At 37.9% G+C, this 25,866-nt stretch carries 28 protein-coding genes and 1 pseudogene; 7 read left to right on the top strand and 22 right to left on the bottom strand.

Annotated elements, in window-relative coordinates; genetic code table 11:
- Position 1 precedes the first annotated feature (1 nt).
- The 4 genes from AVJ19_RS22850 to AVJ19_RS02505 form a co-directional block, all read right to left on the bottom strand.
- Positions 2 to 1,015: a hypothetical protein gene (locus tag AVJ19_RS22850; RefSeq protein WP_416240563.1), complete on the bottom strand. Its 1,014-nt coding sequence runs from the start codon at positions 1,013 to 1,015 to the stop codon at positions 2 to 4.
- Positions 963 to 3,455, bottom strand: a complete 2,493-nt coding sequence (locus tag AVJ19_RS02515; protein ID WP_416240562.1) for an AAA family ATPase — start codon at positions 3,453 to 3,455, stop codon at positions 963 to 965. Before AVJ19_RS02515 ends, AVJ19_RS22850 begins: the two co-directional genes overlap by 53 nt.
- Positions 3,456 to 3,483: 28 nt before the next feature.
- Positions 3,484 to 4,179 (bottom strand): GntR family transcriptional regulator, encoded by a 696-nt coding sequence (locus tag AVJ19_RS02510; protein ID WP_111858238.1) that lies wholly within the window; start codon positions 4,177 to 4,179, stop codon positions 3,484 to 3,486.
- Positions 4,180 to 4,460: 281 nt separating this feature from the next.
- A complete protein-coding gene (locus tag AVJ19_RS02505; RefSeq protein ID WP_111858237.1) occupies positions 4,461 to 5,270 on the bottom strand; it encodes a sulfite exporter TauE/SafE family protein in 810 nt (269 codons plus the stop codon).
- A 30-nt stretch (positions 5,271 to 5,300) separates the two neighbouring features.
- Between AVJ19_RS02505 and AVJ19_RS02500 the strand changes: the two genes are divergently transcribed.
- From AVJ19_RS02500 to AVJ19_RS02485, 4 genes are all read left to right on the top strand, one after another.
- Positions 5,301 to 6,065 (top strand): biotin--[acetyl-CoA-carboxylase] ligase, encoded by a 765-nt coding sequence (locus AVJ19_RS02500; protein ID WP_111858236.1) that lies wholly within the window; start codon positions 5,301 to 5,303, stop codon positions 6,063 to 6,065.
- Positions 6,062 to 6,805 carry a type III pantothenate kinase gene (locus AVJ19_RS02495; RefSeq protein ID WP_111858235.1) on the top strand — a complete coding sequence of 248 codons (744 nt, stop codon included), beginning with the start codon at positions 6,062 to 6,064 and terminating at the stop codon, positions 6,803 to 6,805. Before AVJ19_RS02500 ends, AVJ19_RS02495 begins: the two co-directional genes overlap by 4 nt.
- Positions 6,806 to 6,863: 58 nt before the next feature.
- Positions 6,864 to 7,580: a toxin-antitoxin system YwqK family antitoxin gene (locus tag AVJ19_RS02490; RefSeq protein ID WP_111858234.1), complete on the top strand. Its 717-nt coding sequence runs from the start codon at positions 6,864 to 6,866 to the stop codon at positions 7,578 to 7,580.
- A 152-nt stretch (positions 7,581 to 7,732) separates the two neighbouring features.
- Entirely contained in the window at positions 7,733 to 8,419 is a 687-nt protein-coding gene (locus AVJ19_RS02485; RefSeq protein ID WP_228203266.1) for a toxin-antitoxin system YwqK family antitoxin, read from the top strand.
- Positions 8,420 to 8,469: 50 nt separating this feature from the next.
- Here AVJ19_RS02485 and AVJ19_RS02480 read toward each other — a convergent pair whose 3' ends face one another.
- The 3 genes and pseudogenes from AVJ19_RS02480 to ffh form a co-directional block, all read right to left on the bottom strand.
- Positions 8,470 to 8,895, bottom strand: coding sequence for an RBBP9/YdeN family alpha/beta hydrolase (locus AVJ19_RS02480; protein WP_265736077.1), 426 nt, complete (start codon positions 8,893 to 8,895; stop codon positions 8,470 to 8,472).
- A 47-nt stretch (positions 8,896 to 8,942) separates the two neighbouring features.
- Positions 8,943 to 9,056: an alpha/beta hydrolase gene (locus tag AVJ19_RS22660; RefSeq protein ID WP_265736076.1), complete on the bottom strand. Its 114-nt coding sequence runs from the start codon at positions 9,054 to 9,056 to the stop codon at positions 8,943 to 8,945.
- Between the two features lie 115 nt (positions 9,057 to 9,171).
- Positions 9,172 to 10,580 (bottom strand): annotated as a pseudogene (gene ffh / locus AVJ19_RS02475) (signal recognition particle protein).
- 143 nt (positions 10,581 to 10,723) lie between these two features.
- Here ffh and AVJ19_RS02470 point away from each other — a divergent pair.
- The 3 genes from AVJ19_RS02470 to AVJ19_RS02465 all read left to right on the top strand — a co-directional run bounded on the left by AVJ19_RS02470 (position 10,724) and on the right by AVJ19_RS02465 (position 13,068).
- Complete coding sequence (locus tag AVJ19_RS02470) at positions 10,724 to 11,533, top strand: cytochrome C assembly family protein (RefSeq protein WP_111858232.1); 810 nt, start codon at positions 10,724 to 10,726, stop codon at positions 11,531 to 11,533.
- 175 nt (positions 11,534 to 11,708) lie between these two features.
- The gene (locus AVJ19_RS21975) at positions 11,709 to 11,885 is read left to right on the top strand and encodes a hypothetical protein (RefSeq protein ID WP_162626521.1); all 177 of its coding nucleotides are present in this window, start codon (positions 11,709 to 11,711) and stop codon (positions 11,883 to 11,885) included.
- Positions 11,886 to 12,141: 256 nt separating this feature from the next.
- On the top strand, positions 12,142 to 13,068 hold the full coding sequence (locus AVJ19_RS02465) for a tRNA dihydrouridine synthase (RefSeq protein ID WP_213067185.1): 927 nt from the start codon (positions 12,142 to 12,144) through the stop codon (positions 13,066 to 13,068).
- 203 nt (positions 13,069 to 13,271) lie between these two features.
- Here the strand turns inward: AVJ19_RS02465 and AVJ19_RS02460 are convergent, their stop codons facing one another.
- From AVJ19_RS02460 to AVJ19_RS02390, 15 genes are all read right to left on the bottom strand, one after another.
- Positions 13,272 to 14,324 carry a DUF1176 domain-containing protein gene (locus AVJ19_RS02460; RefSeq protein ID WP_111858230.1) on the bottom strand — a complete coding sequence of 351 codons (1,053 nt, stop codon included), beginning with the start codon at positions 14,322 to 14,324 and terminating at the stop codon, positions 13,272 to 13,274.
- Between the two features lie 317 nt (positions 14,325 to 14,641).
- Positions 14,642 to 15,046: an NUDIX hydrolase gene (locus tag AVJ19_RS02455; protein ID WP_111858229.1), complete on the bottom strand. Its 405-nt coding sequence runs from the start codon at positions 15,044 to 15,046 to the stop codon at positions 14,642 to 14,644.
- Between the two features lie 12 nt (positions 15,047 to 15,058).
- Positions 15,059 to 16,228, bottom strand: coding sequence for a low temperature requirement protein A (locus AVJ19_RS02450; RefSeq protein ID WP_111858228.1), 1,170 nt, complete (start codon positions 16,226 to 16,228; stop codon positions 15,059 to 15,061).
- Between the two features lie 185 nt (positions 16,229 to 16,413).
- Positions 16,414 to 16,878, bottom strand: coding sequence for a YybH family protein (locus AVJ19_RS02445; RefSeq protein ID WP_111858227.1), 465 nt, complete (start codon positions 16,876 to 16,878; stop codon positions 16,414 to 16,416).
- A 152-nt stretch (positions 16,879 to 17,030) separates the two neighbouring features.
- A complete protein-coding gene (locus AVJ19_RS02440) occupies positions 17,031 to 17,588 on the bottom strand; it encodes a DUF2939 domain-containing protein (protein WP_228203268.1) in 558 nt (185 codons plus the stop codon).
- A gap of 88 nt (positions 17,589 to 17,676) precedes the next feature.
- Entirely contained in the window at positions 17,677 to 18,021 is a 345-nt protein-coding gene (locus AVJ19_RS02435; RefSeq protein ID WP_111858225.1) for a zinc ribbon domain-containing protein YjdM, read from the bottom strand.
- 77 nt (positions 18,022 to 18,098) lie between these two features.
- Positions 18,099 to 18,464 carry a DUF488 domain-containing protein gene (locus tag AVJ19_RS02430; protein WP_111858266.1) on the bottom strand — a complete coding sequence of 122 codons (366 nt, stop codon included), beginning with the start codon at positions 18,462 to 18,464 and terminating at the stop codon, positions 18,099 to 18,101.
- 29 nt (positions 18,465 to 18,493) lie between these two features.
- A complete protein-coding gene (locus tag AVJ19_RS02425; RefSeq protein WP_111858224.1) occupies positions 18,494 to 18,940 on the bottom strand; it encodes an SRPBCC family protein in 447 nt (148 codons plus the stop codon).
- Between the two features lie 153 nt (positions 18,941 to 19,093).
- A complete protein-coding gene (locus AVJ19_RS02420; protein WP_111858223.1) occupies positions 19,094 to 19,492 on the bottom strand; it encodes a ribonuclease E inhibitor RraB in 399 nt (132 codons plus the stop codon).
- Between the two features lie 122 nt (positions 19,493 to 19,614).
- Complete coding sequence (locus AVJ19_RS02415) at positions 19,615 to 19,968, bottom strand: hypothetical protein (protein WP_111858222.1); 354 nt, start codon at positions 19,966 to 19,968, stop codon at positions 19,615 to 19,617.
- 25 nt (positions 19,969 to 19,993) lie between these two features.
- Positions 19,994 to 20,659, bottom strand: a complete 666-nt coding sequence (locus tag AVJ19_RS02410; protein ID WP_111858221.1) for an RluA family pseudouridine synthase — start codon at positions 20,657 to 20,659, stop codon at positions 19,994 to 19,996.
- Positions 20,660 to 20,744: 85 nt separating this feature from the next.
- Positions 20,745 to 21,596 carry a GGDEF domain-containing protein gene (locus AVJ19_RS02405; protein ID WP_111858220.1) on the bottom strand — a complete coding sequence of 284 codons (852 nt, stop codon included), beginning with the start codon at positions 21,594 to 21,596 and terminating at the stop codon, positions 20,745 to 20,747.
- A 133-nt stretch (positions 21,597 to 21,729) separates the two neighbouring features.
- Positions 21,730 to 22,068: a hypothetical protein gene (locus AVJ19_RS02400; RefSeq protein WP_213067184.1), complete on the bottom strand. Its 339-nt coding sequence runs from the start codon at positions 22,066 to 22,068 to the stop codon at positions 21,730 to 21,732.
- Between the two features lie 189 nt (positions 22,069 to 22,257).
- Positions 22,258 to 23,412, bottom strand: coding sequence for a VWA domain-containing protein (locus AVJ19_RS02395; RefSeq protein WP_111858219.1), 1,155 nt, complete (start codon positions 23,410 to 23,412; stop codon positions 22,258 to 22,260).
- Complete coding sequence (locus AVJ19_RS02390) at positions 23,399 to 25,852, bottom strand: DUF5682 family protein (RefSeq protein WP_111858218.1); 2,454 nt, start codon at positions 25,850 to 25,852, stop codon at positions 23,399 to 23,401. Before AVJ19_RS02390 ends, AVJ19_RS02395 begins: the two co-directional genes overlap by 14 nt.
- Positions 25,853 to 25,866: the final 14 nt, after the last annotated feature.

The raw sequence follows: 25,866 nt of genomic DNA, 5'->3' as shown, positions 1-25,866 counted from the left end.
ACTACGACTCCGCGGCTAAACCGTATTCTTTTGCCTCTTCCAAATTTACAGTGACGAGTTTTGATGTTCCCGGTTCGGGCATCGTCACACCCAGCAAATCGGTTGCCATCGTCATTGCAACTTTATTATGCGTAATGTAAATGAATTGTACCTGTTCAGAAAGCTCTTTTACCAAATTACAAAATCTTCCTACATTCGCATCATCTAACGGCGCATCAACTTCATCTAACACACAAAAGGGCGCAGGGTTTAATCTAAAAATAGAAAATACCAATGCCAATGCGGTTAATGCTTTTTCGCCTCCAGACAATAATGCCAGTGAACTGTTACGTTTCCCCGGTGGACGAGCCATCAATTTAACACCCGATTGCCAGTCATCTTCAAGGCTTAAACTTGCTTCACCGCCATTAAATACTTTTGGAAACAAATCTTTTAGCTCAGTATTCACCCGATCAAAAGTATTCATGAATAATTTTTTGGTTTCTTGATCAATACTTTTCATCGCATCTTTAAGCTGTGTCACAGTATTTTCCAAGTCTTGCATCTGATGACTAAGCTCTTCATGACGTTTTGACACTTCTAAATATTCTTCCGAAGCTGCCAAATTCACAGCACCTAACTTTTCAAACTGCCGTTGTGCCTTTTCTAAGTTCTGTTGATGAGCAACCAAATCAATGCTTAAACCTTGTTTGACTTTGGCATTTAAAGCATTGAGCTGATCTGAATAATGTTGCAAATCAGACTTTGCCACTTGCCAAGCCAAACGCTTTTCTTCTAACTGCGTGCGCAATTTTTCATCATTTTGCTGATGTAAATGACGCATTTCCGTTAACTTTTGCTGCTTGGACTGCACACTATTCAGTTCAACTTGCCAATCTGACCATGTCTTTTGTAATTTTTCAGTCAGTTGTGATTGCTCAGTATATTGGCTTTGTAGACTTGGCAATTCAAGCTGAATTGGATCAACAAATTTTTTCGACTGTTCCATTTGTGCCAAAATTTGCTGATATTGCACTTTTTGAAAAATTCAGGTCTTTTTCCAAAAGTTCAGTTTGTTGTTTATTTTGTTCTAATACACGGCGTGTCGCCTCTAGGTTCTGTTGTTTGGCTTGTGCTGTTTGTTGCTGTGCTTCAAGCTGTTCATTCAACTCATCCAGTTGATATTGCCATGTTTTATATTCAGGTAAATTTTCTTCTAGCTTAAAGCTCAACGCATGCAGATCAATGTCTAAATCATCTTTTTGCATTGCATCTTCTTCAAGTTGCTCCTCTAACTGCTGCAATTGATGATTGAGCTGTACTTTTTGTAAATCAAAAGCTTGGCTTGCACTTTGTTGTTTAGCAATCACCACATCAAGATTTTGCAATTGTTTTTGCTGCGTTTTCAATTGTTCTTGCTGCTGTTGCAATTGATTTTTCAATACTACAATTTGCTGCTGTGCTGGTGGTAATAAAGCTTCTGCTGTGGTGAATTGGGCTTGTAATTCAGCAAGTTTCTGCTCAATTTCATCTAAACGAATACGATGACTCAGTGCGCCTTGTGCCGCTTGACTGGCTTCGTCATAAAATAAACCAATTACCCAATCTTGCCCGACATGATAACCATCTAGGCTGAGAAGACTTTGCCCAGTTTTTAATTGAGCTTGCATGTTCAAAGCTTCAGCCAAATTCGCTGTAATCGCCACGTGTGCCCACAATGAGTGATGCGGAGATTCAATCCAATCGGCTAAACATGGCAATGAGTTAAGTTGAATACGATCTTTGCAAACCGATACCTTAAACTGACGTGCAATACTTTCAACAAAATCATTCTGCTCATCAAGCACATGGGCAGACAACCATTTTGCTAAAAACTTTTCCACAAGGTTCGCATGTTGTTTGCCTTGTGCATTTAACTGTAAAACCTGCATTAATTGCACCGCTTTCGCATCTGCTTTCACTGTGCTTTTTGCCATCAATTGATTGAGATTTTTCTGTTCTGATTGTAAAACTTGAATCTCAGATTTGAGCTGTGCACAGATGGTTTTTTGTTGGTTATATTGCTCTTGCTGCTGTTCTGACTCAGTTTTAGCAACTGCTATTGCATTTTCCAACTCAACAACTTGTGCTTGAAGTACATTTTTTTCTTGCTCAAGTTGGCTTAAACCCTCACTTTGACATTGCTTTTGTACCTGTACAGCTTGTTGTTTCAACGTATCTTTTTGTTGTTCAAGACGGCTGACATTTTTCGTTAAATGCTCAATCTGGGCTTGCATCTGTGCTTTTTGCTGTTGCTGCTTTTCAACTTGGTTTTTGATCTGTTCAAATTGTTTTTGTGCTTCAGCTTGTTGTGCTTTTAGGTCTGCACCGCTTTGCTGACTGAGCTGCGTTTCTGACTCTAATGTTTGTAAAGTTTGGCTTTGTTCATCGACTTGCGTAAATAAAGTGTCTAATTGCAACTCGAGCAGTTGAATGCGTTCTTTGGTTTGGACTTTTTGCTGTTCTAATTGCCCCACCATTTCCGAATTTTGTTGAAATAAACTCTGTTTTTGTTCCAAAGTCATTTTCAATTCTGACAATTTTTTCTCAGCCTGTTGCCATTCTTGTTGCAAAGGTGAAGACTGCTGAATCAAACGTTGGAATAACTCACTGGTCGCAGCAAGGTCATGCTCCAACGTCGTCATATCTGAACGGACGAGTTTAAAATGCTCACCCAATTCATTCATTTCTACAGCATATTGTTCTTGTAAACGTGAACTTTGTTCGCATTGAAATGACAAAATTTCAACTTTTAAAGTACGAATTTGCGTTTCTAAGGTTTTGTACTGCACCGCAGATTCGGACTGACGTTTAAGCGTTTTTAGTTGTGACAATAATTCACTAGAAATATCTTCTAAACGTTCTAGGTTTTGTGTGGTGTGCTCTAAATGTTGTAGTGTTTCTTTACGACGGGCTTGGTAACGAGAAACGCCAGCGGCTTCTTCGATAAATACACGCATTTCTTCAGGTTTGGCATCAACCAAACGGTTAATCATCCCTTGTTCAATAATCGCATATGAACGTGGACCTAAACCTGTCCCAAGAAAAATATCAGTAATATCACGGCGGCGACATTTCGTACCATTGAGAAAATATTCAGATTTACCATCTCGGTTAACTTGGCGACGAACGGCTAATTCACTATAAGCATTGTATGTGCCACCAAGCTTACCATAGGTATTTTCAAACCGTAATTCTACACTTGCCATCCCCACAGGTTTGCGTTTGCTCGTTCCTGTAAAAATAACATCTTGCATGCTACCGCCACGCAGTTGGCGTGCACTTGACTCACCCATCACCCAACGAATGGCATCAATCACATTGGATTTACCGCAGCCATTGGGACCCACGACTGCGGTACGGTTCGCTTTAAATTGTAATGTTGCACTATCGGCAAAAGATTTGAAGCCTGAGAGTTTTAAGCTGCTTAAACGCATAATGTCCTAATCACTTGCCAATGCCACGCTAACGGCGTGATCTCCTCGCCCATGCGAGTTCGATTTGTTTCATACGTGTCAGCGACTCCAACACGAGATTACGCAAGTGTCGACAAAAATCTTCCATAAATAAAGTGGCTTGTTGTGATTTTCGGATTAAAATTGCATCAATCACGAGTTTTATCAGCTCTAAAGCTTCTTGCAACTCACGTCTAGAAGTATTTAAGGTTAAAAAATAGCTTCTGCGTAAAGAAGGCAACAATTCTTTATAAAATTTCATCAGGTAGGGATTGCCGACCATGTCTTGTTGTTCAGCCAAGTATTGAAAAATACTGTCATAAAATTTTTCAGTATTACTATTTTTGACATGCTCGTTTAGTTGTTGCAATAATTTCTGTAAACTTTCTGCTTCATGGTTGCGCCATGTTTCACTCATACGCTGTACGATTTGCCCAAGAAATAAACTGCTTGTATCAAAAAGTGCACGTACTTGTTGCGGTGACATTTCCGAAACAATTGCACCTCGCCTTGGGTAAATTTCGATTAAATGCGTCCGTTCCAGCAACAGTAATGCTTCACGCACTGAGCCACGACTCACGTCGAGTTCTTTGGCAATGCGTAATTCCTGTATGCGCTCCCCTTCGACCAACTCACCACTGATAATTTGTTCACTGATATGTTTGGCGATTTGCTCTGAAAGGCTATCCACTTCTTCCAAATGCATAAAAATCCTATGTTATTTATTTTATTGTGATCAATATCAATCATTGAAATTTTATTTAACCTGTTCAATGCTGATAATTCTATGTCATTGTCGGACAATTTTAATGGATTTTGAGCCAATTGCACTGAGATTTCGATGAATAGAAAAGGATTGTTAATATATTCTTGTTTTTAAATCATCAATGATATTTGTACATATTGATCTCAATATTTATGACATAAAGCCTGTTTATTTCGCTAAATAGAAAATAAACAGACCAGAAATATTGTTTTAAATTTAATCTAAAAAAAAGCCAAAACACCTTTCACAATAAAAAATAAACCGATGATAGTCAGTAAACATGCAAAACACTTTTTCAACATCGCAGGCGAAAGCGCATGTGCAACTTTTGCACCCAATTTTGCTGTGATAAAACTCATGACACTAATGCCAATAAATGCATAAATATGTACAAAACCAATGGTATTTGGCACATTGATTTGTGCTTGAGCACCAAAGAACATAAAACCAAGCGCCCCTGCGATTGCAATCGGTAAACCACATGCCGCTGAAGTCCCAACAGCTTTTTGCATCACCACACCATTTTTATTCAAATATGGCACTGTCAAACTACCACCACCAATGCCAAAAATCGCAGAGGCAATCCCAATGCCGCCACCAGCTAAAATTTGCATTGGTGTAGATGGCAGTTGTTTTGATTCATCAACTTTGGCATTTGCGCCTTTAAACATTTTCAAAGCCACCCAGATCGCAAATAGTCCAATGATCAACTGTAAGTTTGCACCTGACAAAATACCTGCAATACCAGCACCGAGAAATGAACCTAAGACTAAGCCCGGTGTCAGATTTTTAACAACATTCCACAGTACCGCACCATTTTTATTATGTGCCATTAATGAACTGATTGAAGTCACCATAATCGTTGCCAATGAAGTTCCCAAAGCAAGGTGCATAATCACCGCAGGGTCATAACCCATTTGGGTAAAAACCACATATAAAATCGGCACAATAATTAAGCCACCGCCAACTCCAAACAGCCCTGCGGCAAAACCAGCGATTGCACCAATCCCTAGATATATGATTAACTCCATAAATATTCTTCCATTATCTTGATATTCAACATGGATTTAGAAACTCGTCATTTACGTCAACTGCTGACAAATGCACAACAATTGCCTGAAATTTTGCTATTAAAACATAGCACTACATCAACCAATGACGATGTTCGAGACATTGCACAAAAAGGCATTAAAACAGTTTTGGTCTGTAGTGAAATACAAACCAATGGTCGAGGACAACATCAGCGTGAATGGGTTTCCCCCATCGGTAATATTTATTTAAGCACATTGTTACAAACGCAAACAACAATAGATGGACGTTTGGCTTTAGAAATTGCATTGAATATCCTACAAATGCCGACCCTAAAAAGTTTGCCTCATTTACAAATTAAATGGCCAAATGACTTGTATAGCACACAAGGGAAATGGGGCGGAATTTTAGTTGAACCTATTTCACCAAATGAAGCAATTGTTGGTGTGGGCATTAACTTACTGCCTTTACCGCAAGAACAAATCGATCAACAAGCAACATCTGTTGTGCAACTTGGCGTGGAATTTCCAAATCGTATTCAAATGATTAGTGAACTTTATCTTGCTATTCAACAAGCTGGACAATGGTTTGAACATGGTTGTTATAACCTTGCTGCTCGCTTCAATCACTATGCAGCTTTTATGGATCAAAATGTCCATTTTGAACAGATCAAAGGCAATGTAGAAGGAATCTTCAAAGGCATCAGTGATGATGGTTCAGTGAATCTACAAACCCCACAAGGTTTAGTTAATGTCTACCAAGGACGTTTGCGCTTAGCGGAGCAAGATGCGCTATGAGTCTATTCAATGAAAAAAAACTTTGGCTCGATATTGGTAATACCCGTTTAAAATATTGGGTCACCGAAGCCAATCAGATCGTAGAACATGCAGCGGAATTACATTTACAATCCCCTGCTGACTTACTTTTGGGTTTGATTCAACATTTTAAAAACTTAGACATCAGCAGAATCGGCATTTCTTCCGTACAAGATAAGAAAAATAACCAACGCATTGAGCAAATTTTAAGACTGTTGGATGTGCCTGTCAGTTTTGCCAAAGTTCATACCGAATATGCAGGGTTACAATGTGGCTATGATGACCCAAAACAATTGGGGATTGACCGTTGGTTACAAGTTCTAGCGGTTGCCAATGCTGATGAAGATCTCTGTGTGATCAGTTGTGGTACGGCACTAACCATTGATTTAACACATGGTTATCAACATTTAGGTGGTTATATCGTACCCAATCTCTATCTACAACGAGATTCTCTAATTCAAAATACCAAAGGAATTAAGATTCCTGATGCCGCTTTTGAAGAACTTAGCCCAGGGCGTAATACGATTGATGCAGTACATCATGGTATTTTTTTAGGGCTACTCAGTACGATTCAGCATGTATTGCAACAATCTCCACGTAAATTGATTTTAACAGGTGGAGATGCACCATTATTTGCGCAATTTTTAGGAGAATACTCTCCACACATCGAAGCCGATTTACTACTCAAAGGTTTACAAATTTACATTGCACATCAAACATAATCCTGCAAAATAAAAAGCTTAAATATAAATACTATGTTGAAAATATAAAGGCATTCAAATGAATCACCTAAAACCATTTTTCAATGCAAGTTTTCTCAGCTTAATGTTGTTGGGTTGCACCAATTCATCCAATACAACACAGCAAAAACCACTGGAAATTAATACACTTAAAATCCCAAAAACCGTTGAACAAAAACAACATGAGCAGCCAATCATTGCCTATTTTTCACCTGAAGCGGCTGAAACCTCAGACTTTGAAAATACGACTCGGCTAGAAGCTGCAGGTATGGGATATTCTACTGTGCCTGTAAAAAATGGTTACTATCGCAAACTATTAGATCGTGATCAGAATGGTCGTTATTTGGTACAAGATTTTTTTCAAGAAAGTGATAAAAAACAAACTGATCCCTATTGGATCAAAGAAGTTTCTGCTTTAAAAAGCTTCGATGGCAAAGCAACTGATGGGATCATGATCGCTTACCATGAAAATGGCAACATTCAAATAAAGCATCACTATAAAGACTTCAAACAAATTGGAAAAAATGATTATTACTATAAAAATGGACAAATTGCTTTCGCAGATGACATTATCAGTGATCAATTGATTTTACAAAAAATTTGGTATGAAAATGGCAAACTCGCTGCTGATCTTAAAATTAATCCATCCAATAACAATTGTATTTTTGACAGTAAAGTTTGGGATGAACGTGGTCGGCTGGTCACAGATAGTGAAAAAATAGATCAAATTTTGGCGAAGTTACATTCATATTTTTAGTTGATATAAAACGCAACAAAATAACACTGATTTATATTTACAAATTTATATTGAAAATCAAAGCCAATCGTTCAAAATAACATAAAAATGACTCGCTTTATATTGGAGCAGTTAAAACCAATTTATAACAAGTGTAAAAATAAGTGAACTTTATGATGCCAAATTTCAAACAACTTTTTTTGATCAGCTTACTTGGACTTTCAATCACGGGATGTAGTCAATTAAAAACTAACAATCCGATTGCTATTTCAAATGAAATCAAACAGCAACTTTATACATCTGAGCCAATCGTTGCCTATTTTGACAAAGATGCAAGTGCTGGTGAGGAATATGATTCAGGCTATTCAGCAACACCATCACAAGATGGCTACTACCGTAAACTTTTGGGTCGAGATAAAGATGGTCGTTTCCTAGTTCAAGATTTTTATCAAAATACCCATAAAAAACAAACAGATCCTTTTTGGGTCAAAGAACCGCTTGCTCTCCGTAGCTTTGATATTATTTTTACAGATGGTGCTATCACCACTTATTTTGAAAATGGTCATATTTCATCCACATCAACGTATGAAGAAGGCTTAGAAGTAGGACTATCTAAAACTTTTTATAGCAATGGACAACAAGCTTTTGAATATGAAATTGCAGATCCTGAAGTACACTCCTATAAGATTAAATTTTGGTATGAAAATGGCAAGCCTGCTGTAGAAGGCTTTGCTACCTATAAAGATGATCAACCAACTTATGATGCAAAAGCATGGGATGAGCAAGGACAACTTGTAACAGATAACACTGCGGTTAACGATATTGTTGAAAGTATTTATGAAAAAACTGAAAATGAATAATTTTAATCTTTAGACAGTACAAAACGGCTTAAATATAAGCCGTTTTTTATTTATTGTACTTCTGTTGAACTTACGGGTATTTCTAAAAGTAGTGCCAATTTATCCCATAACTGTGGAAATTCGGTAAAACCATCCTCTTGCATAAAATGTCCTGCAAATTTTACTTCAACCAATTGCGCATGGATCGCCTGCCCTAAACGAATACTCATCGGTGCACTCACATAAGAATCATTATTGGATAAAAATACAAAGCGTTTTTGAATCGTTGTCCGAATGATAAACTCATCTATTTTACATTGTTGAATAAATGTATTTAGCTCAGGCAATGATGAAAGAGGCTCTTTAAAAGGTGAAACTAAAAAAAGTGCTTTTAGTTTTTTATTCTTTAAAGCGTCAGATAAAAAATCTAATGTGCTAATACTCCCCAAACTATGTGCAATCACAATACTATTTTCATCTAAAGGTGCAATTTGCATATGCAAACATTCTTTCCAGACTGCATAATTCGGTGCATCCGCATCTTCTAAATGAACAATTCACAAGCAGCCCCCACAGACTGGATTTTATGACTCAGCCAAGGAAACCAATGCTTTTCTGGAGATGCTTGATAGCCATGTACAATAAAAACTGTGCTCATATCATAATTCTTATCAAATACTTTCATTTAACAACTTAACAGAAGTTTATTTTTAGATATGTAAATTTTTATAAAAAAGAGCGCCTAAAGCGCTCTTTCTGATGATCTGTCTGATTTATTTTTTTGGCTCATTGTTGCCAAACAAAGGCCCCATACCACCACCGCCACCAAATTGTTTTTGCATACCACTCAATGAACGCATCATTTTTGCCATACCTGATGGATTGGCAATTTCTTCATCATTTTCGCCATCTGCGCATGTTGTTTGATCAGTTTATTAACTTCAACCACATCCATACCACAACCCGCAGCGATACGCTTTTTACGGCTTGGATTCATTAAATCAGGGTTACGGCGTTCTTTAATGGTCATCGATTGGATAATCGCTTCCATTTTTTTCACTTGCTTTTCAGGGTTCGCTTGTGCAATCGCATCTTGGATCCCTGAATTACTCATGCCAGGCAACTTATCTAAGAAGCCCATCATACCGCCCATTTTGTTCATTTGTTCAAACTGCATCAGCATGTCTTCAAAGTTGAAGCTACCGCCTTTTTGCAATTTTTTCGCCATTTTTTCGGCTTTTTCTTTGTCGATCTTACGTTCAACTTCTTCGACTAAAGAAAGTACATCACCCATACCCAAGATACGTTGTGCAACACGCTCAGGATGGAATGGCTCTAAGGCATCAAGCTTTTCGCCCATACCTAAGAATTTGATTGGCTTACCTGTGATTGCACGTACTGAAAGTGCTGCACCACCTCGTGCATCACCATCAGTTTTTGTCAGGATCACACCTGTCAATGGTAAAGCATCATTAAACGCTTTAGCAGTATTTGCCGCATCCTGACCTGTCATGGCATCAACTACAAACAGCGTTTCGGTTGGGTTAATTGATGCATGTAAAGCTTTAATTTCGTCCATCATGTCATCATCGACATGCAAACGACCCGCCGTATCGACAATCAAGACATCGTTAAAGTTAATCTTCGCTTGCCCAATCGCACGCTGTGCAATTTTGATCGGATCTTCTGATGCTTCTGACTCGATAAAGTCTACACCCACTTCGGCTGCAACAGTTTGTAACTGTTTAATTGCCGCAGGACGATAAACGTCAGCAGACACCATTGCCACTTTTTTCTTCTGACGTTCTTTTAAGAAACGTGCAAGTTTTGCTGCTGTGGTGGTTTTACCCGCACCTTGCAAACCTGCTAAAAGAATCACAACTGGCGGTTTTGCTGCCAAATCCAGTGTTTCATTCGCCTCACCCATCATTTTGGTGAGTTCATCGTAAACAATTTTAACGAAAGCTTGACCCGGTGAAAGCTGTGTCATCACTTCCTGACCCAATGCCTCTTCCTTAACTTTCGCGATAAACTCACGAGTTACAGGCAGAGCAACATCGGCCTCGAGTAGTGCCATACGCACTTCACGTAAAGTGTCTTTAATATTGTCTTCGGTCAGTTGCCCTGAGCCAGTAACATTTCTGAGACTCTGCGTGAGTCGTTCTGTTAAGGTATCAAACATTGCGAAATCCGCTTAAAATAGTTGTTGCAAAAAAACTTTCTGAAAAATAGAACTTTTATGCATAAGATGCTATAGGATACTTGAGTTCATATCGAATTTATATCTTATAACATGAATATTTATCATCCCGAAAAAGGTTTGACATGATTAGCCTCCCCTTGGTGTATACCATTTTAGCATTAATTGCCTATACCACATCATTTTGGTATTTATTTATGCATCTAATGTCTAAACGTGCGCCAAACCATTGGTTTATTGGCGTGGTTTTAGGCTTAGGGCTATTGTTACATGCTGCTGTACTTTATAACAATATGATCACCCCTTTTGGGATCAATTATGATGTATTTAATTTAATGTCGTTTACATCAGGTTTAATGTTGTTACTGAGTGTATTATTTAGTACCTATCGACCTGTAATCGCCTTAAATTTATTGGGAATACCTGTTGCTGCGTTGGGTCTAATCTTAGGCTTTGCTTTTAGCATCCCACGTCAGTTTATTGAAGTACATTCTCTTGGGCTTGATGTTCATATCATTTTATCTTTATCTGCTTATGCTGTCTTGTTAATGGCAACCATTCAAGCTGTGCTGATGTGGTTACAAAATCGAGAACTAAAGAAAAAGCAAAAAAAACGTGTTTGGGTGACTTTTCTTCCACCATTGCAAGTTATGGAATCCTTGCTGTTCGATATGCTCATCACAGGTTTTACTTTATTAACTCTTGCTCTTGGTTTTGGCTTCTTTACCGTTGAAAACTTCTTTGCACAACATTTAGCCCATAAAACTGCATTTAGTATTATTTCTTGGTTTGTCTATGGTTCACTGCTTATTGGACATTATAAATTTGGTTGGCGTGGTCAAAAGGCGATTCGTTTTACCATTATTGGTTTTTTCCTACTCGCTGTTGGTTTTATTGGTTCTAAGTTTATTTTAGAAATGATTTTACATCGCTAAACCACTATACAGAGATATAAGAGAAAACCAATTTCCTCGCCTTATTGCTCAAATATTTGAGCTAAGTATCAGAAATAAAAATAAAATTTATATTTTATGACTTGCTTAAATGCCCAATTAGCTCTAATCTCTTAAAAAAACTAAGTGTATATATTTCACACAAAAGGATTTTATGATGAAAATACGAACACATGCAGTATTAGAAGAGTTTAGTGCGATGACACCTGAAAGATGCCAACAATGCGATCAAATTTTTTTATTGAAAGATGCTGATCCCAACTATGATGGTGTAGTTTCTACCATTGATGATAATAGCTATTGCACATTTTCATGTGTGACAGAAACAAAATAGTACAGCATAAGCCAAGACATTAATAAAAATAGTGAACTTATCCTCTATAAATTAGAGGATAAGTTTTATTGTCTTAACACAATTTTTATCAGCAAAGATTTGATGATGAAAAATTTATGGATTATTTTTTCTCCACAACTACTTTCAACTTAACACAATCAATATTACGAGCGTGATGTAACAAATAAAACGGATAGACAAGCACTGTAAAAAACCGTATAACGCTCCTGTTTAGATTTTGCATTTAGGTAATCCATTGAAACTCATCCTTGCACCCATGGAAGGCTTAACTGATCCGATTATGCGTGATGTTCTCACATCCGTAGGCAGCTTCGACTGGTGTGTCACTGAGTTTATTCGTGTAACCAACTCTGTATTACCTGATCATATCTATCACAACTATTGTCCTGAACTATTAAATGGCGGTAAAACTGCTGCGGGTACACCCGTACATGTTCAATTCTTGGGAAATGACCCCGAAATGTTGGCTGCCAATGCCGTTCGGGCTGTTGAACTCGGTGCACCTGTCATTGATATGAATTTTGGTTGCCCTGCCAAAACCGTCAACCGTCATCGGGGCGGTTCGGTGCTTTTGGATGAACCTGAAGTTGTCCATGAATTGGTGAAGGCTGTGCGAGATGCTGTTCCAAGCCATATTCCTGTATCTGCCAAAATGCGTTTGGGCTATATGGACAGAAATTTTACTTTGGAAAATGCCCATGCCATTGAAGATGCAGGCGCTGCATGGGTCACTGTACATGCCCGCACCAAAGCGGATGGTTATACTCCGCCTGCATTTTGGGATTTATTGCACCCGATCCGTGAATCATTAAAAATCAATGTGATCGCCAATGGTGAAATTTGGAGCAATGCCGATGCTAAACAATGTCAACTTGAATCAGGCTGTGAAGACCTGATGATTGGGCGTGGTGCAGTCACTACACCTGATTTGACCCTATGCATTCGTCAAAATATTGATACGCCTTTGATCACTTGGAATGAGCTTCTGGGTTTACAAATTCGTTTCTTAAATGGCACATATAAAAAAGAAATGAATATGGTCGGGCGTTATAAGCAATGGCTTGGCATGATGTCAAAACATTATCCTGAAGCCAAAGCTTTATGGGATGAAGTCAAACGTTTGAAACGCATTGATGAAGTGGTGGAAAAGCTAAGTCTGTAAACTAATTGCTAGAAGTATTTCAGCTATATTTCCCACATCACATAAATATTATAAAATATTGAAAATACAGTAAATTTAGCTACTATATTTTCAATTTTTCTATCAACAGATTTGAGCAGCATACTTTTTGATACACTACCAAAAATTTTTATAATCAAACTTATTCTAAAAATTAAAATAAATCTTGGGCAACTTTTAAGCCGTCACTGTTTTAAACCTTTCACCTCAACAATTACAGTAGGCAAGCGCCATGCGCCGCCGGCAAAGCCTCGGCATTTTCCTGTCGTACCATCAAAGGTTTGTACATAGCGCTGACCATTCCAAGTCCATTCAGCTTGTGACCAACAATCTCCGATGCCACGACCTTTATGATTTTCAAACAATTGACTGTCCTGAGTATCGCTAATCGATGCGCTGACAAATTGCTTTACCTCAGTCAGTTGTTTATTCATCACCCACACACCTTGACCAAAATTATATGCACCTGACCAACATGAGCTACTCACCCTACTTAACTCAGGAGTCATTGGCGTAATCACCACACGATCTGAATCAAAATAGTCCGATTCACCAAATAAAATAGGACAATCATCTGCATTCGTACTTTGCTTAAGTAAACGAATAATTTTCAATGCTTGTTCACTTTTCGGTAGCAGCTTAATTTCTTTGCCTTGACTTAAATCTTTCGCTACAACCACAGGTTTAGCTTCAGCTTTCAACACATGTTGATTGGAATTTTGCCCTTTTTTGATCAATGCGGAAGTTGTTTCGATTCGTTTTTGAAACTCATCCATTTTCAATAAAACAGCACTCATGCCCTGTCCTGACAAACGAAAACGTTGTTTGCCCGCTTCAAAAGTCACGACAGCATCTCGTTGTGCAGTGGCTAACAGTGCATTCAGTTGGTTGGAATTAAGTGTCGCTTCAGTGCTATTTTTAACCCAACCATAAGATTTTCCATCTATTTTCAGTTCATATTTAGCATGTGTACTTTGATTTTCCTCAAGTTCACCAAATTGTATTTCTGCTACAACAGGCGTATTTGCACCTGCTTTTCGGGTCAACAGTACACTGACAGGACGATCATAATCTTCATCTACCTGATAACCTGCTGCGCGACACGTTCCTGTATTATCACAGCTCAGTTCCCAATCTTTATGCTCAAAACTCATCCCTTGTATTGCTGCAAAACTTGCAGTATTCACAATTGCAAGCAACGTTCCCAAAGCGATTCTTTGTGCTAAATACGGTGTCATGTCAGCATCCTTTTTTAAATTTTAGCTATATTTTAAAGCGAATATGACTATATTCTATTGAATCATTAGACCTCATGCGTAAGTCAAAAAATGTTCAAATTTTAGATTAAAAACATATCCAAAAGTATATTGGAAGTTCCTTCTCCCTTTGGGATGAGGAGGTAACTCCTCAAGAGGATGAGGGGCTTTTAAATAGAAAACCTCTCCCTCTTGCGAAACGATGTTTCTCATCCTGAAAGGAGAGGGAACATTCAATATTGATTTAGATCTCGCCGAAAATAACTTTCGCAAGAGGTCTATTATTGAATGATCGACTTTTAAAATGCTCGACTTTGCACTGTACCATTAAAATTCAGACAATCTTCAATGCGCACTTTTTGCACCGCTGAAAGTTCATCTATTGCAAACCAACGATATTCGGAATGCTCATCACTGAGCTTGATCTCAGCAGATGCAGGCAACTGACATTTAAAAATAAAAGCATGTGAATTGACAGCAGAATGAAAATACACACCTGATAAATAATCGACCAATATTTCACAGCCAATTTCTTCATGACATTCTCGGATTAAAGCCTCGTGAATAGTTTCTCCCACATCCAAACCACCACCCGGCAAGCCCCACGCATGATCTGCATAAGTGGCTTTTAACAATAAAATTTCATTTTTTTCATTACAAATTACAGCATGTGAACTCATTCGGTAAAAATCATGAAAACCCATTATCCGATTCCTTTAACGTGCCAAATAACATTTTGAAAAAATCAAACGCAATGCATAAACAATCGCCATTGCAAAAACGGCATATCCGATCTGAGATACCACACAAGGAATACTCAGCACAATCATCGTGCTTAATGGATAAAGCCATTTTTTAATCCCTTGTAAATGATGTGCTTCGTGCAATAGCCATAAACTTGCGGTATAAATCACCAAAGGAATCGCCACCAACCATCCCATCAATTGTGCTGAAATTTCTGCTTGATGTGTACTAACATCCACGGCAGCAGCGAGACTTGCACCAAGCGCTGCGATACTGATAAATATAAAGAAATGCCCATATCCCCAAGAAAATGCACGTTTACGGCTATTTAAACGATCTGCAATTTCATGATCAAAATATGCCCACCACATGGTAAACATCATGATCAAACCGCCTACCATTAAAAAAATAAGCTCCGCACTGACTTGTTGATGTGCCAATGCATCACTGATCGCAGCATAACTCCCTACAATGGACTCACCCAACACGATAATGGTCAACAGCGAATAACGCTCTGCGATATGATGTGGATGCCATGGTGTCATATTGGCAGATTCTGCCCACATTGGTACAGATAACTCAGCCATCACCAAAATTGCAAAAAGATAGACACTGAAATGGATCGGGCTAAAGTGGAAAAATAACCACCCAATTTGTACCACAATAATCCCCCATGCATAACGCAAAGCTGTGGTTCTTCGTGCGACATCACTTATGGCAACCCGTAACCACTGACTGACCAAAGCAAAACGCATGATGGCATAGCCGATGATAATCACATCAAAATCTTGTTGCTGAAATGCACTTGGAATCCCCGCTGCCAACACCAAAGAGCCAATGATTTGAATAAAGGTCAACACCCGATACAGGGCATCATCATTGTCATAAGCAGAAGCGAACCAACTGAAGTTCATCCACGCCCACCACACAGCAAAAAACACCATGAAATACAGCAAGATGCCGTGTGAAAGATGATTTTCAATAATCGCATGATGCAATTGCTGCCCTGCTGTGGCAATCGCCACCACAAAAATCAGGTCAAACAACAATTCCAAAGATGTGGCAACCCGATGTTTTTCATGTGGGTCACGAGGAGATAATGGCTTTAACCATTCATGCTTAGCAAAAAATGAATGTGGCATATATGTATTTTTCTAGATATTTTGAACTATTTTAGCGAGAAATATGCCACTTTTCTGTTTTATATTTTGATTTGTACCTATATTTCTTATTTTATACGATCACCCAAAACTGACATATTAGACCTTACATTGGTCAAATATATTTCTTCATCTATTATGGCAGCAAAATATTGCAATGATGATCATTAAACTACCAATTTCAACTGAGCTTTAACTTTTAAATCAATCGCTTTTTTCGTCAACATATTGACTGGCATAGAGATATGTTGATGCAATAAAACCCACTGATCATTTTTTTTCTGCAAACACAATGTCGTTCTACACCAAGGCATTTGAAAAAACTCATTCAGTTGTGGATTTTCCATTTTGGTATAACAATATAAAAATGCAACATCCCCTGAGACATGGATCTTTAGATCACGTCTGCGAATGTTGATATTATGAGTGAAATAAGGACTGATTTTTTCGAGTTCAGTTTTATATTGTTCAAGTCCATTGAGCTGTGAACTGACATCAAATAAACGAATATCATCAGCATAATCTTGTGTGATTTGCTCAAGATCATTATTTTTTAGTGCATGATCCCATTTTTGTATTTGAGCAAGTACATTTTTTGCAGCAATAGGATCACCATCGACCTCAAAATTCATATAATTATTCTCACTCTATTTTAATAAGTGTGACTAATTTGACATTTTTAAAAATAAATAACAATATTAAATTCATTATTTTTAAATTATTTTATGTAAAAAAATTAATTTTATTAAACATATAATTTAAATACATTTAATAAATAATCAAATCAATTAAAATAAATCCCGATTAATTTCCATTTTATATAATGTCTTTTAAAAATAAACTTGGTTTCTTTTGATGAAAATGTTGGCACAATCACTTGAAAAGTATTTAAAGAAATATAATGTGTTTTAACTTGGTTTATATTTACTGTCGTTAAACTCGGCGTATTTTTTACCGATAAAAACTGATCTGAAGCTTGCTTTTCAAATGGTAAAATTTTTTCAACCGTGTTATTCACACTCAGTTTAGGTAAGCGAACCGTCTCTTTTAATTGTTTCCCTTGCATGAATAACATTATACTTTCAGGTGTTAATAAGATCTGTGCAACTTGATGAGCAATTTTCTCACTCATATCTTCCCCTAATTGCCCTAACCATGTAGGATTATTTTGCAAACCTATAGCCTGAATTATTTTTTGCTGAATTTGCGGTTCTAAACTTGCTTGTACTTGAGGAAAATCAATATATTTGGAAATCTTTGCAGCTTGATTTTGTTCAATAGCTTGATGGATTTGATACAACATCCAATAGGGTGACGCCAACCAAAGAACAAGAGATAACATCACTAAAAAGCTCAAAAAATAAGATATTTTCCTCATGTGTCATCTCTTGAATCATCATCTAATTTATATATAGAAAATCATCTAATATTTATGCCTTTTTCACAAATTCAGATTTGAGTTTCATACTTCCAACACCATCAATTTTACAGTCAATATCGTGACCATCACTGGCATCTGGTAATAAACGAATATTTTTAACTTTGGTGCCCACTTTGACCACAGCAGATGAACCTTTAATTTTTAGATCCTTTACAACAGTGACCGTATCCCCATCATTTAAAATATTACCAAAGGCATCTTTAATCATTTGCTGTGCATCTTGTGCGACTTGCTCTCCTTGTTTCCACTCATGTGAGCACTCAGGACAAATCAATAGGTCAGCATCTTCATAGGTATATTCAGAACTGCATTTTGGGCAATTGGGTAAAGACATAACAACCTCAAAACCAAGGAAAAATAATGCACACTATAACGCATATACCCAATGAAAGCTAAAATCCCATATTAAAACTATGGCTTAATTTTTATACGACCTTGTAAAATATCTTGTAATACGATTACATGATTATGTGTCTGGTTTTTTGCTGCTGTTAATAATGTCATCGTTCCTTGCTGCGCCAATTGACGATATTCTTCTAGCTGTGGCTGAAACTCTGCCAATTCAAGCAAATAGCGCTGTTGAAACTCATCCCAACGTTCTGTCATATCCTCGTGATACCATTTCCTAAGTGCATTGGATGGCGTGATTTCTTTTGCCCATAAATCTAATTGAGCATCTTCCTTTTTAATACCACGTGGCCAAAGTCGATCAACTAAGATTCTTTTACCATCACTTGGTGCCACTGGATCATAAATACGTTTTATTTGAATATTCATCTTATATTTACTTTTCTGAGTATCCATGTTTACTGATCAGGAATATTGGGATTCACCAATAAAGATAAGAGCTGCAACGATTCTTGCCACCCCAAATAACATGCTTCTGCTGGAATTACATCAGGGATGCCTGATTGGGTAATCGTCACTTCAGTACCCACCATGACAGCCTTAAGTTCAATCAACATTTCAATTTCACCCTGCAAGTTTGGGTCATCAAATTGATCTGTGTAGCGAATGCGCTGATTGGGTATTAACTCTTGGTATGTACCCCCAAAAGCATGGCTCGTATCTGTGGAAAAATTAGTAAAAGACATTCTATATGTCCCACCCACACGTGCATCTAAATACTCTACATGAGCCGTAAATCCATGTGGTGCCATCCATTTCACTAAGGCATCTGGGTCTAAAAAGGCTTTGTATACCCGTTCAGGTGGTGCACTAAATACACGATGCAGTTGTATGCTATTTCCCATTCAGCTCATTCCTTGCTATTTTTTGTTATTTCAGTGTACTGCTAAGTTGTATTTGCTATGTATTTCTTTGGTATATGCAAACTTAAAAATTGAGTTTTCAGCATAAAAAAAGCATACTTTTTAGTATGCCTTTCATCTTATGATCAGGTGAGGTTACTTTATTTCATCCAATTCTTCTTCAGTAAACTCATCATCAAATGCGTCATCAAAGACATAGGTGGTACAGCCCCAGCCATCGTATTCACCATTAAATTCTGTTGCAATTTTAGTAAACCATTCTTCAAGATCAACAATATCTGCATATTCAGGAAGCAAATTAACAAAAACCGTAATCACCCATTCACTTGGTTCAATTTCTTCATCGAGATACATTGAGACTTTTTGTTCTTCTAGCAATAAATGTAGAGCACATTTTTCAGCAAGTTCTTGGGTTTTAAAATACATTGAAAATTCAATTTCATGTATTTCATTTAAATCATCCCCATCTTCTTGCATTTGCCATAATAAATTGCCGTTATCATCATCAGGAAATTGTTCAAAATCACGTGTCATTTTGGTGTCCTTGTTATGTTTGCCATTTTTGTTGATTTAGATTAACCGAATTTTGTTTCAATTTGGCGATTAAAGTTTTACTGAATATAAATAACGCCAACTTGAAGTTGAAAAACTGTTTTTCAAATCCCTTTGTCGATTAACTTTTCAATATATTTTCGATCTTTGATACTGATTTGAGGCTGTGCTTTAATCTGCTGAATCGTAGATAATAAATCTCGATTATCCTCTTGCTGTGCTTGTTTCAAATACTGATCAATCTTTTTTAAATCCGAAGAATCAGCAGGTGTAAAACCATAAATTGCAACCATTCCGCCCATTATCACCATGAGATAAACACAGAAATAGCGATTCTCTTTGCAAAATGTATAAGGGGACAAATTTTTAATGCTGATATAAATCAACCAAAAAATGATCCCACCCCATGCCAAACCCAATAAAATCAGCAAAGTAATCCAAGCAATATCGGGTGACATTATTTGCTCCACATAAAATCAAAATTTAAAAAGGCACATTTCCCCGAATTTCTAGCGGTTTGCCACTTAGAGGTTGGGTAAATGCCAAATAACTCGCATGCAATGCCATACGTTTTAATGGACTGCGGGTTGGCTCAGGATGATAAATTTTATCGCCTGTAATCGGATGTCCAATGTGCATCATGTGTACACGTAACTGATGTGAACGCCCTGTAATCGGAGTGAGGAGAACTCGGCTAATGTCTTGCTCCACATCATAACTAATTTTTTTATATAAAGTTTTCGCCGTTTTACCGAGTTCAAAATGTACCATCTGGCGGGGGCGATTTTCCCAATCGGTAATCAATGGCACATCAACACTACCCTCCTCTGACAATTTCCCTTGTACCAGAGCAACATAATTTTTTTCTACAGTACGCGCTTGGAACATTTTACTCACCGCAACTTCGGCATCTCGATGTTTAGCAAACATCAGAATTCCAGAGGTTGCCATATCCAAACGATGGGTTATTTTTGCATGAGGAAATTTTTCTAATACTCGAAAGTAAGCACTATCATGATGTTCAGGTAAGCGCCCTGGCACAGACAACAAGCCCGCAGGCTTTTCAATCACCACCAAATCATCATCTTCATATAAAATAGACAATTCGTCTTGCGGAGGCATATAAATAAAGTTGTCGTCTAAAGGCATAACAGTCGAATTTTTAAAAATGTGGGCGAATTTTAGATTTTAATCCATATACATGCCAGTAAAAACTACTTCAACGCTATCAAAGCTAAACTTCTAAACTTACAGTAGTTTGCGATTTGCCTTGTGCTTTAGACTGATACATCAGTTGATCTGCTTGATGGGTTGCATCGTCTAAATTTCGTGGTAAATGCTTAAATATACGCACCCCCATACTAAAATCTACCCCATATTTTTGCTTTAATTCACTCTCTAAAAATACAGCTCGCAGTCTTTTCTCAAATATTTCCATACCATTTTGATCAGTATCTTTTAAGATCATGATAAATTCATCACCGCCCATACGAGCCACAATATCACCGCTACGAGCCACATTTTTCAACACTTGTGCAAAAGCGATGAGAACCTCATCTCCAACACTATGCCCATGATGATCATTCACCGCTTTAAAACCATCCATATCAATTAACGCAACAGCTACGGTCTGCCCTATTTTGGTTTTCTGTGCTCTAATCTGATGATATTGAATAAAAAATGCACGTGTATTATGCAATGAAGTTAAATTATCTCGCATTGCCATTTCAGTCATTGCAGTTAAATTTTCACGTACTTTTATTAGCAAAAGTGCAACAACACTAAAGAAACCTAAGCGCACAATGGCATTCCAATAAGGAATCACAACATTTGAATAATGATGTCCTGCTACATAATCGGCATATAACCATGTTAATCCAGATGCAATAATGGTTAAAACTGTTACTTTTTTATTGTCTAACCATGCAGCAATTGACACAGGAACTAAATAAAACACGGCAAAAGAGTATTCATAGCCTGTTGCGATGTCAATCCATCCCCAGATCAAAAGAATGAAGAGGATCGTCGCTCGTCTCCCCCAAGCATACTTTGACAGTAGGCTCTCAATTCTATTTGTGTTCGGCATCTTAACTTTTACCTGAAATACATAGACTTAAATCTAACATTTTTTACCAAGTTTTAAATTAACCAATACACTCAAAAAATCTAAAAGAATGATTATACCTTTTTAAACACTCCAAATTGGCTATTTGGCATTGCTATTTTTTAATCCTAAACCTTGCAAAACTCTTTTGGATAATCCAATTTTGTTGTCCAACCCAACCTGTTGTAATGTCAAGATCATAACCTTGATCAAGTTTGGTATAATTGACTGAGCTGAGTGCCATCATATCCCAATCACCTGTAAACTGCAGATCATCCAAACTTTGTGGATATTCTCCAAAGCGGACTTTATGCAGTTCAATCAAGGCAATGGCTGTTTTAAAATGTTGATCGCCAAATTTTTCATCGGCTTGCTCTTTAAAATTCGCCAAATCACCACATGCAGTCAGTATAAAAGTTAAAAGACAAACAGTTAAAAAACGATAAATTTTCATATTTTTCTCATACTTATTTTCATGGCTTGCTTCATATTATACAAATCAATGTTTTAAATTAAGTTTTGATTCATACTCTATCTAAGTCAAATTTTAAATATTCACTGTGGCTATGCTGTTGATTGATAAATCAAGGCAGTGTTAACACGACCTTGATTTTTTGCGCTGATGTATTATCTGTTGATGTGCTTATTTTTTCTGTTGTTGCGCTGCATACCACGCATTGATGTCCTGTTTCTCAATGGCTTTTGCCATCAATTCAGGAAATTGATCAGGCGTACAAGCAAAGGTCGGAATCCCTAAAGCGGCAAATTTTTGTGCATTTTCACGGTCATAATAAGGAGTTCCCTCGTCTGACAGTGCAAGTAAGGTCACAATCTGTACACCACTATTCAGCATTTCAGCAACTTGTTTAAACAGTTGTTGTTCACTGCCACCTTCACACAAATCCGTCACCAAGACAAAAATCGTATCTTCAGGGCGGGTGATTTTACCACGACAATATTTAATCGCTTTGGCAATGTCCGTCCCCCCGCCAAGTTGCGTACCAAACAGCACATCGACAGGGTCTTCAAGCAATGGTGTTAAATCAACAATTTGCGTATCAAACACCACCATTTGCGTGGTGACTGCCCGAATACTCGCCATGACTGCGGCAAAAATACTTGAATACACCACCGATGGCGCCATCGAACCACTTTGATCGACACACAGCACAATGTCTTTTAAGGAACTGCGCTGACGTGGATGTCCATGTAATTGTTCAGGAATAATGGTTTTGTATTCTTCTTGCCAATGTTTTAAATTGGCTTGAATGGTGCGATGCCAATTAATATCCTGAATGCGTTTCGGGCGACGAGTATGCGCAGAACGATTGACTGAGCCTTGAATCGCTTGCTCCAAACTTTGTCTTAAACGACGCTCAATGTCTTCCACCAATTTACGCACTACAATCCGTGCAGTTTCTTTGGTTTGATCAGGCATTAAATGATTTAAACCGATTAAAGTCGAAACCAAATGAATATCCACTTCAATATTTTCAAGCAATTCAGGTTCTAACAACATTTGTTGTAGATTCAGCCGTTCAAGCGCATCTTTTTGAATAATTTGCACCACTGAACTTGGAAAATATTGGCGAATATCACCGAGCCATTTGGCAATTTTAGGGCTAGAACGTCCCAAACCGCCACGTTGTTTTTCTTCGTTATACAGCACATCCAAGCATTGATACATATTTTCATCATCACTTGACCAATATTCAGGTGCTGCTTGTTCAGGACGTTGACCTAAAATTAAACGCCAACGTCGTTCTTGTTCTTGGGTACTTTGATTAACTTGTGACATCAGAACCCTCTTTAAGATCTACTTTTGCATCTTTAGCTTTTGCATCGACAGCTTGCGGATGCAGTAAGTTTTTTAAACTTAGCAAAGTGGCATATCCACGTTCTACATTAAACTGATGTGGTAATTGTGCGATATGCACTGTAACGCCCGAAGCCGCTTTTTCAGCAATTTTTGCCGATTCACTCGGACTGAACTTACTCGTTGAACGACGTAAAATCGGCAAAATGTTAATAAATTGTTCTTCAGGTAAATCGCCCAACCATGCATTCACCAAGTTCCATAAATTGTCTTCATGTAACAATAATAGGGCTTGATCACTGATAAAACCTTCAAACCAACCCGCACTATAATCGACAGTTTGCCCCACAGATAATGCTTGTGACAGATAATACTCAATCTCATCTAAATCAAGTAATTGCTGTTGTTTGGCTAGTTTGGTGACAAAACCATGCAAATAACCATTCATATAGCTTTGTTGCATTAAAGTCAGAACGAGTTCTTGCCAATATTGCGTTAAGGTTGCATTGTCCAAACGCTGTAACAGTAAATATAAACCGTTGAGTTGTTGCGCCGTTTGCTGTGCCATATCATCATTAATAGACTGACAATATTGTGGTAAAGACAGCATTAATCGCACACTGAGTTGTTCGATAATTTGCAACAATTCATGTTCAGAAAATTGGCGTACACTGCCATAACGCAACGCTGTGACCAAGGGCTTTAAGGTCGCAAGCATGACATCAGGGTCTTGATGTAAGGTCGAAAGTGACTGTAGACGTTGCAAAGCAAGTGGCAAACTATGGTCTAGCCCTGCCAATAAAATCTGCTCGATATATTTAGCAACCGTTGCTAAATCATCACTTTGCTCAATTTTATCCCGCACTATACTTGCTGCTGCGTCAGCAATGGTATAACCCCATAGCGACATTTCATTCAGATACAAACTGCTTTCAGGTTGCCATGACAATTGCCAATGTTCTTTATAATTACCACGACCTGAGGAATGATTTTGCAATTCTGCCCATGCCAAACCGAGTAAATTCACCCGATGGAAAAACTGACTTTTACTTAAATCAAAAGACTGACGCAAATCAAGTTCTACACCACGATGTACCGCTTCAAGCTTTAAACGCAAAGATTTACATTGTTTTAGAAAATCTTGCTGAATCGGCAATTCAGAATAATCTTCAGGTAAATGCCCCAATTTTTCCGCCAACAGCATTTGGTTCATAATCGGTTCAGGCAGATCATAACCATGATGTAACACACTGCGGATGGCTTCGCTTAAATCCTCTAGATCAGGAATACGACGTTCACGCAATTCAAGTAATGATTGAATCAACTGTGTGGCATCAATAATTTGCGCACTTGAAGCATCATGTCCCGCTTCACGCAAGGCATTGGCAAATTGACTGAGCCAATCAATACTGATTTTTTCAGCATCAATATTGCCTTCAAGTGCTCGTTGATAATGCTTCCATAAATGCGCATACCAACCCACCGCTTGAATGCCTGCACCATAACCACTTTGACGATGCAAACGCCCATGTGTCCACGCGATCCATGCCGATTCGATTTTGGTTTTTGGCAAACCTTTTAAAAGCTGATTATCGTCCTTTAAAGTGCTTTTTAAATCGACCAATGCAGGCGCATGCCATGCACCACAAATCACCACAATACGTTCAAAGCCTTGCTTCTGTGCTTGGCGGATGATTTTTCGCATCGACGCTTCACGGTATTCTTCTAACAATTGTTCTTCATCTGCTTCTATATGCGGATTTAAACTGTTTAAATAATCCCGAATTTCTGCCATCGCTTCATTGATGGATTGAAACATATCGCCTGCATGCGGTTGTTGCTCGACCAAATGTTCCCAAAAACGTTCGCTGTCCTGATAGCCTGCTTGATGGGCAAGGAGGGCAATTGGGTCATGACGATATTGTAGAAATTTACGTTCTTCATCTGAGATTTCAATTTCGTCTTGAACATTTTCATCTACAGCAGCCGATAAATCTTCATCGACATTATCATTTACAGATTCATCAGCTTGTTCATTTTCTGAATCCGCATTTTCCTCTGTTTCAACAGCACGTCGAGCTTCTTCGGCTTGTTTTTCCAAAGCAAAACGATGCTGACACGCCAAATCCATAAACTCAGTATGAATTTGATATTTTAAGGCAAATTGTAAGGCTTGCCATTCAGGTGAAAACTCTGCAAAAGGATAAAATACAGCACGTGGGCGTTCATCCTTTTGTACAGGTGTATTAATGAGTAACGCAATCGGTGGCTCAATCTCAGCATGACTGAGCTGTGCAATGCGTTCATTGGCATCGGGTGGTCCTTCGACAAGAATACAGTCAGGTTGCAACTGCTGTAGTGCATTTAACACACTACGTGCAGAGCCGGGACCATGATGACGTATCCCTAAAATATAATGCATGGGCAAATCCTTCG

This window comes from Acinetobacter sp. CFCC 10889 (genome assembly GCF_003268395.1).
GTDB lineage: Bacteria > Pseudomonadota > Gammaproteobacteria > Pseudomonadales > Moraxellaceae > Acinetobacter.
Note: the sequence above shows the minus strand (reverse complement) of the source record. Positions and strands in the feature narration are given on the sequence as shown.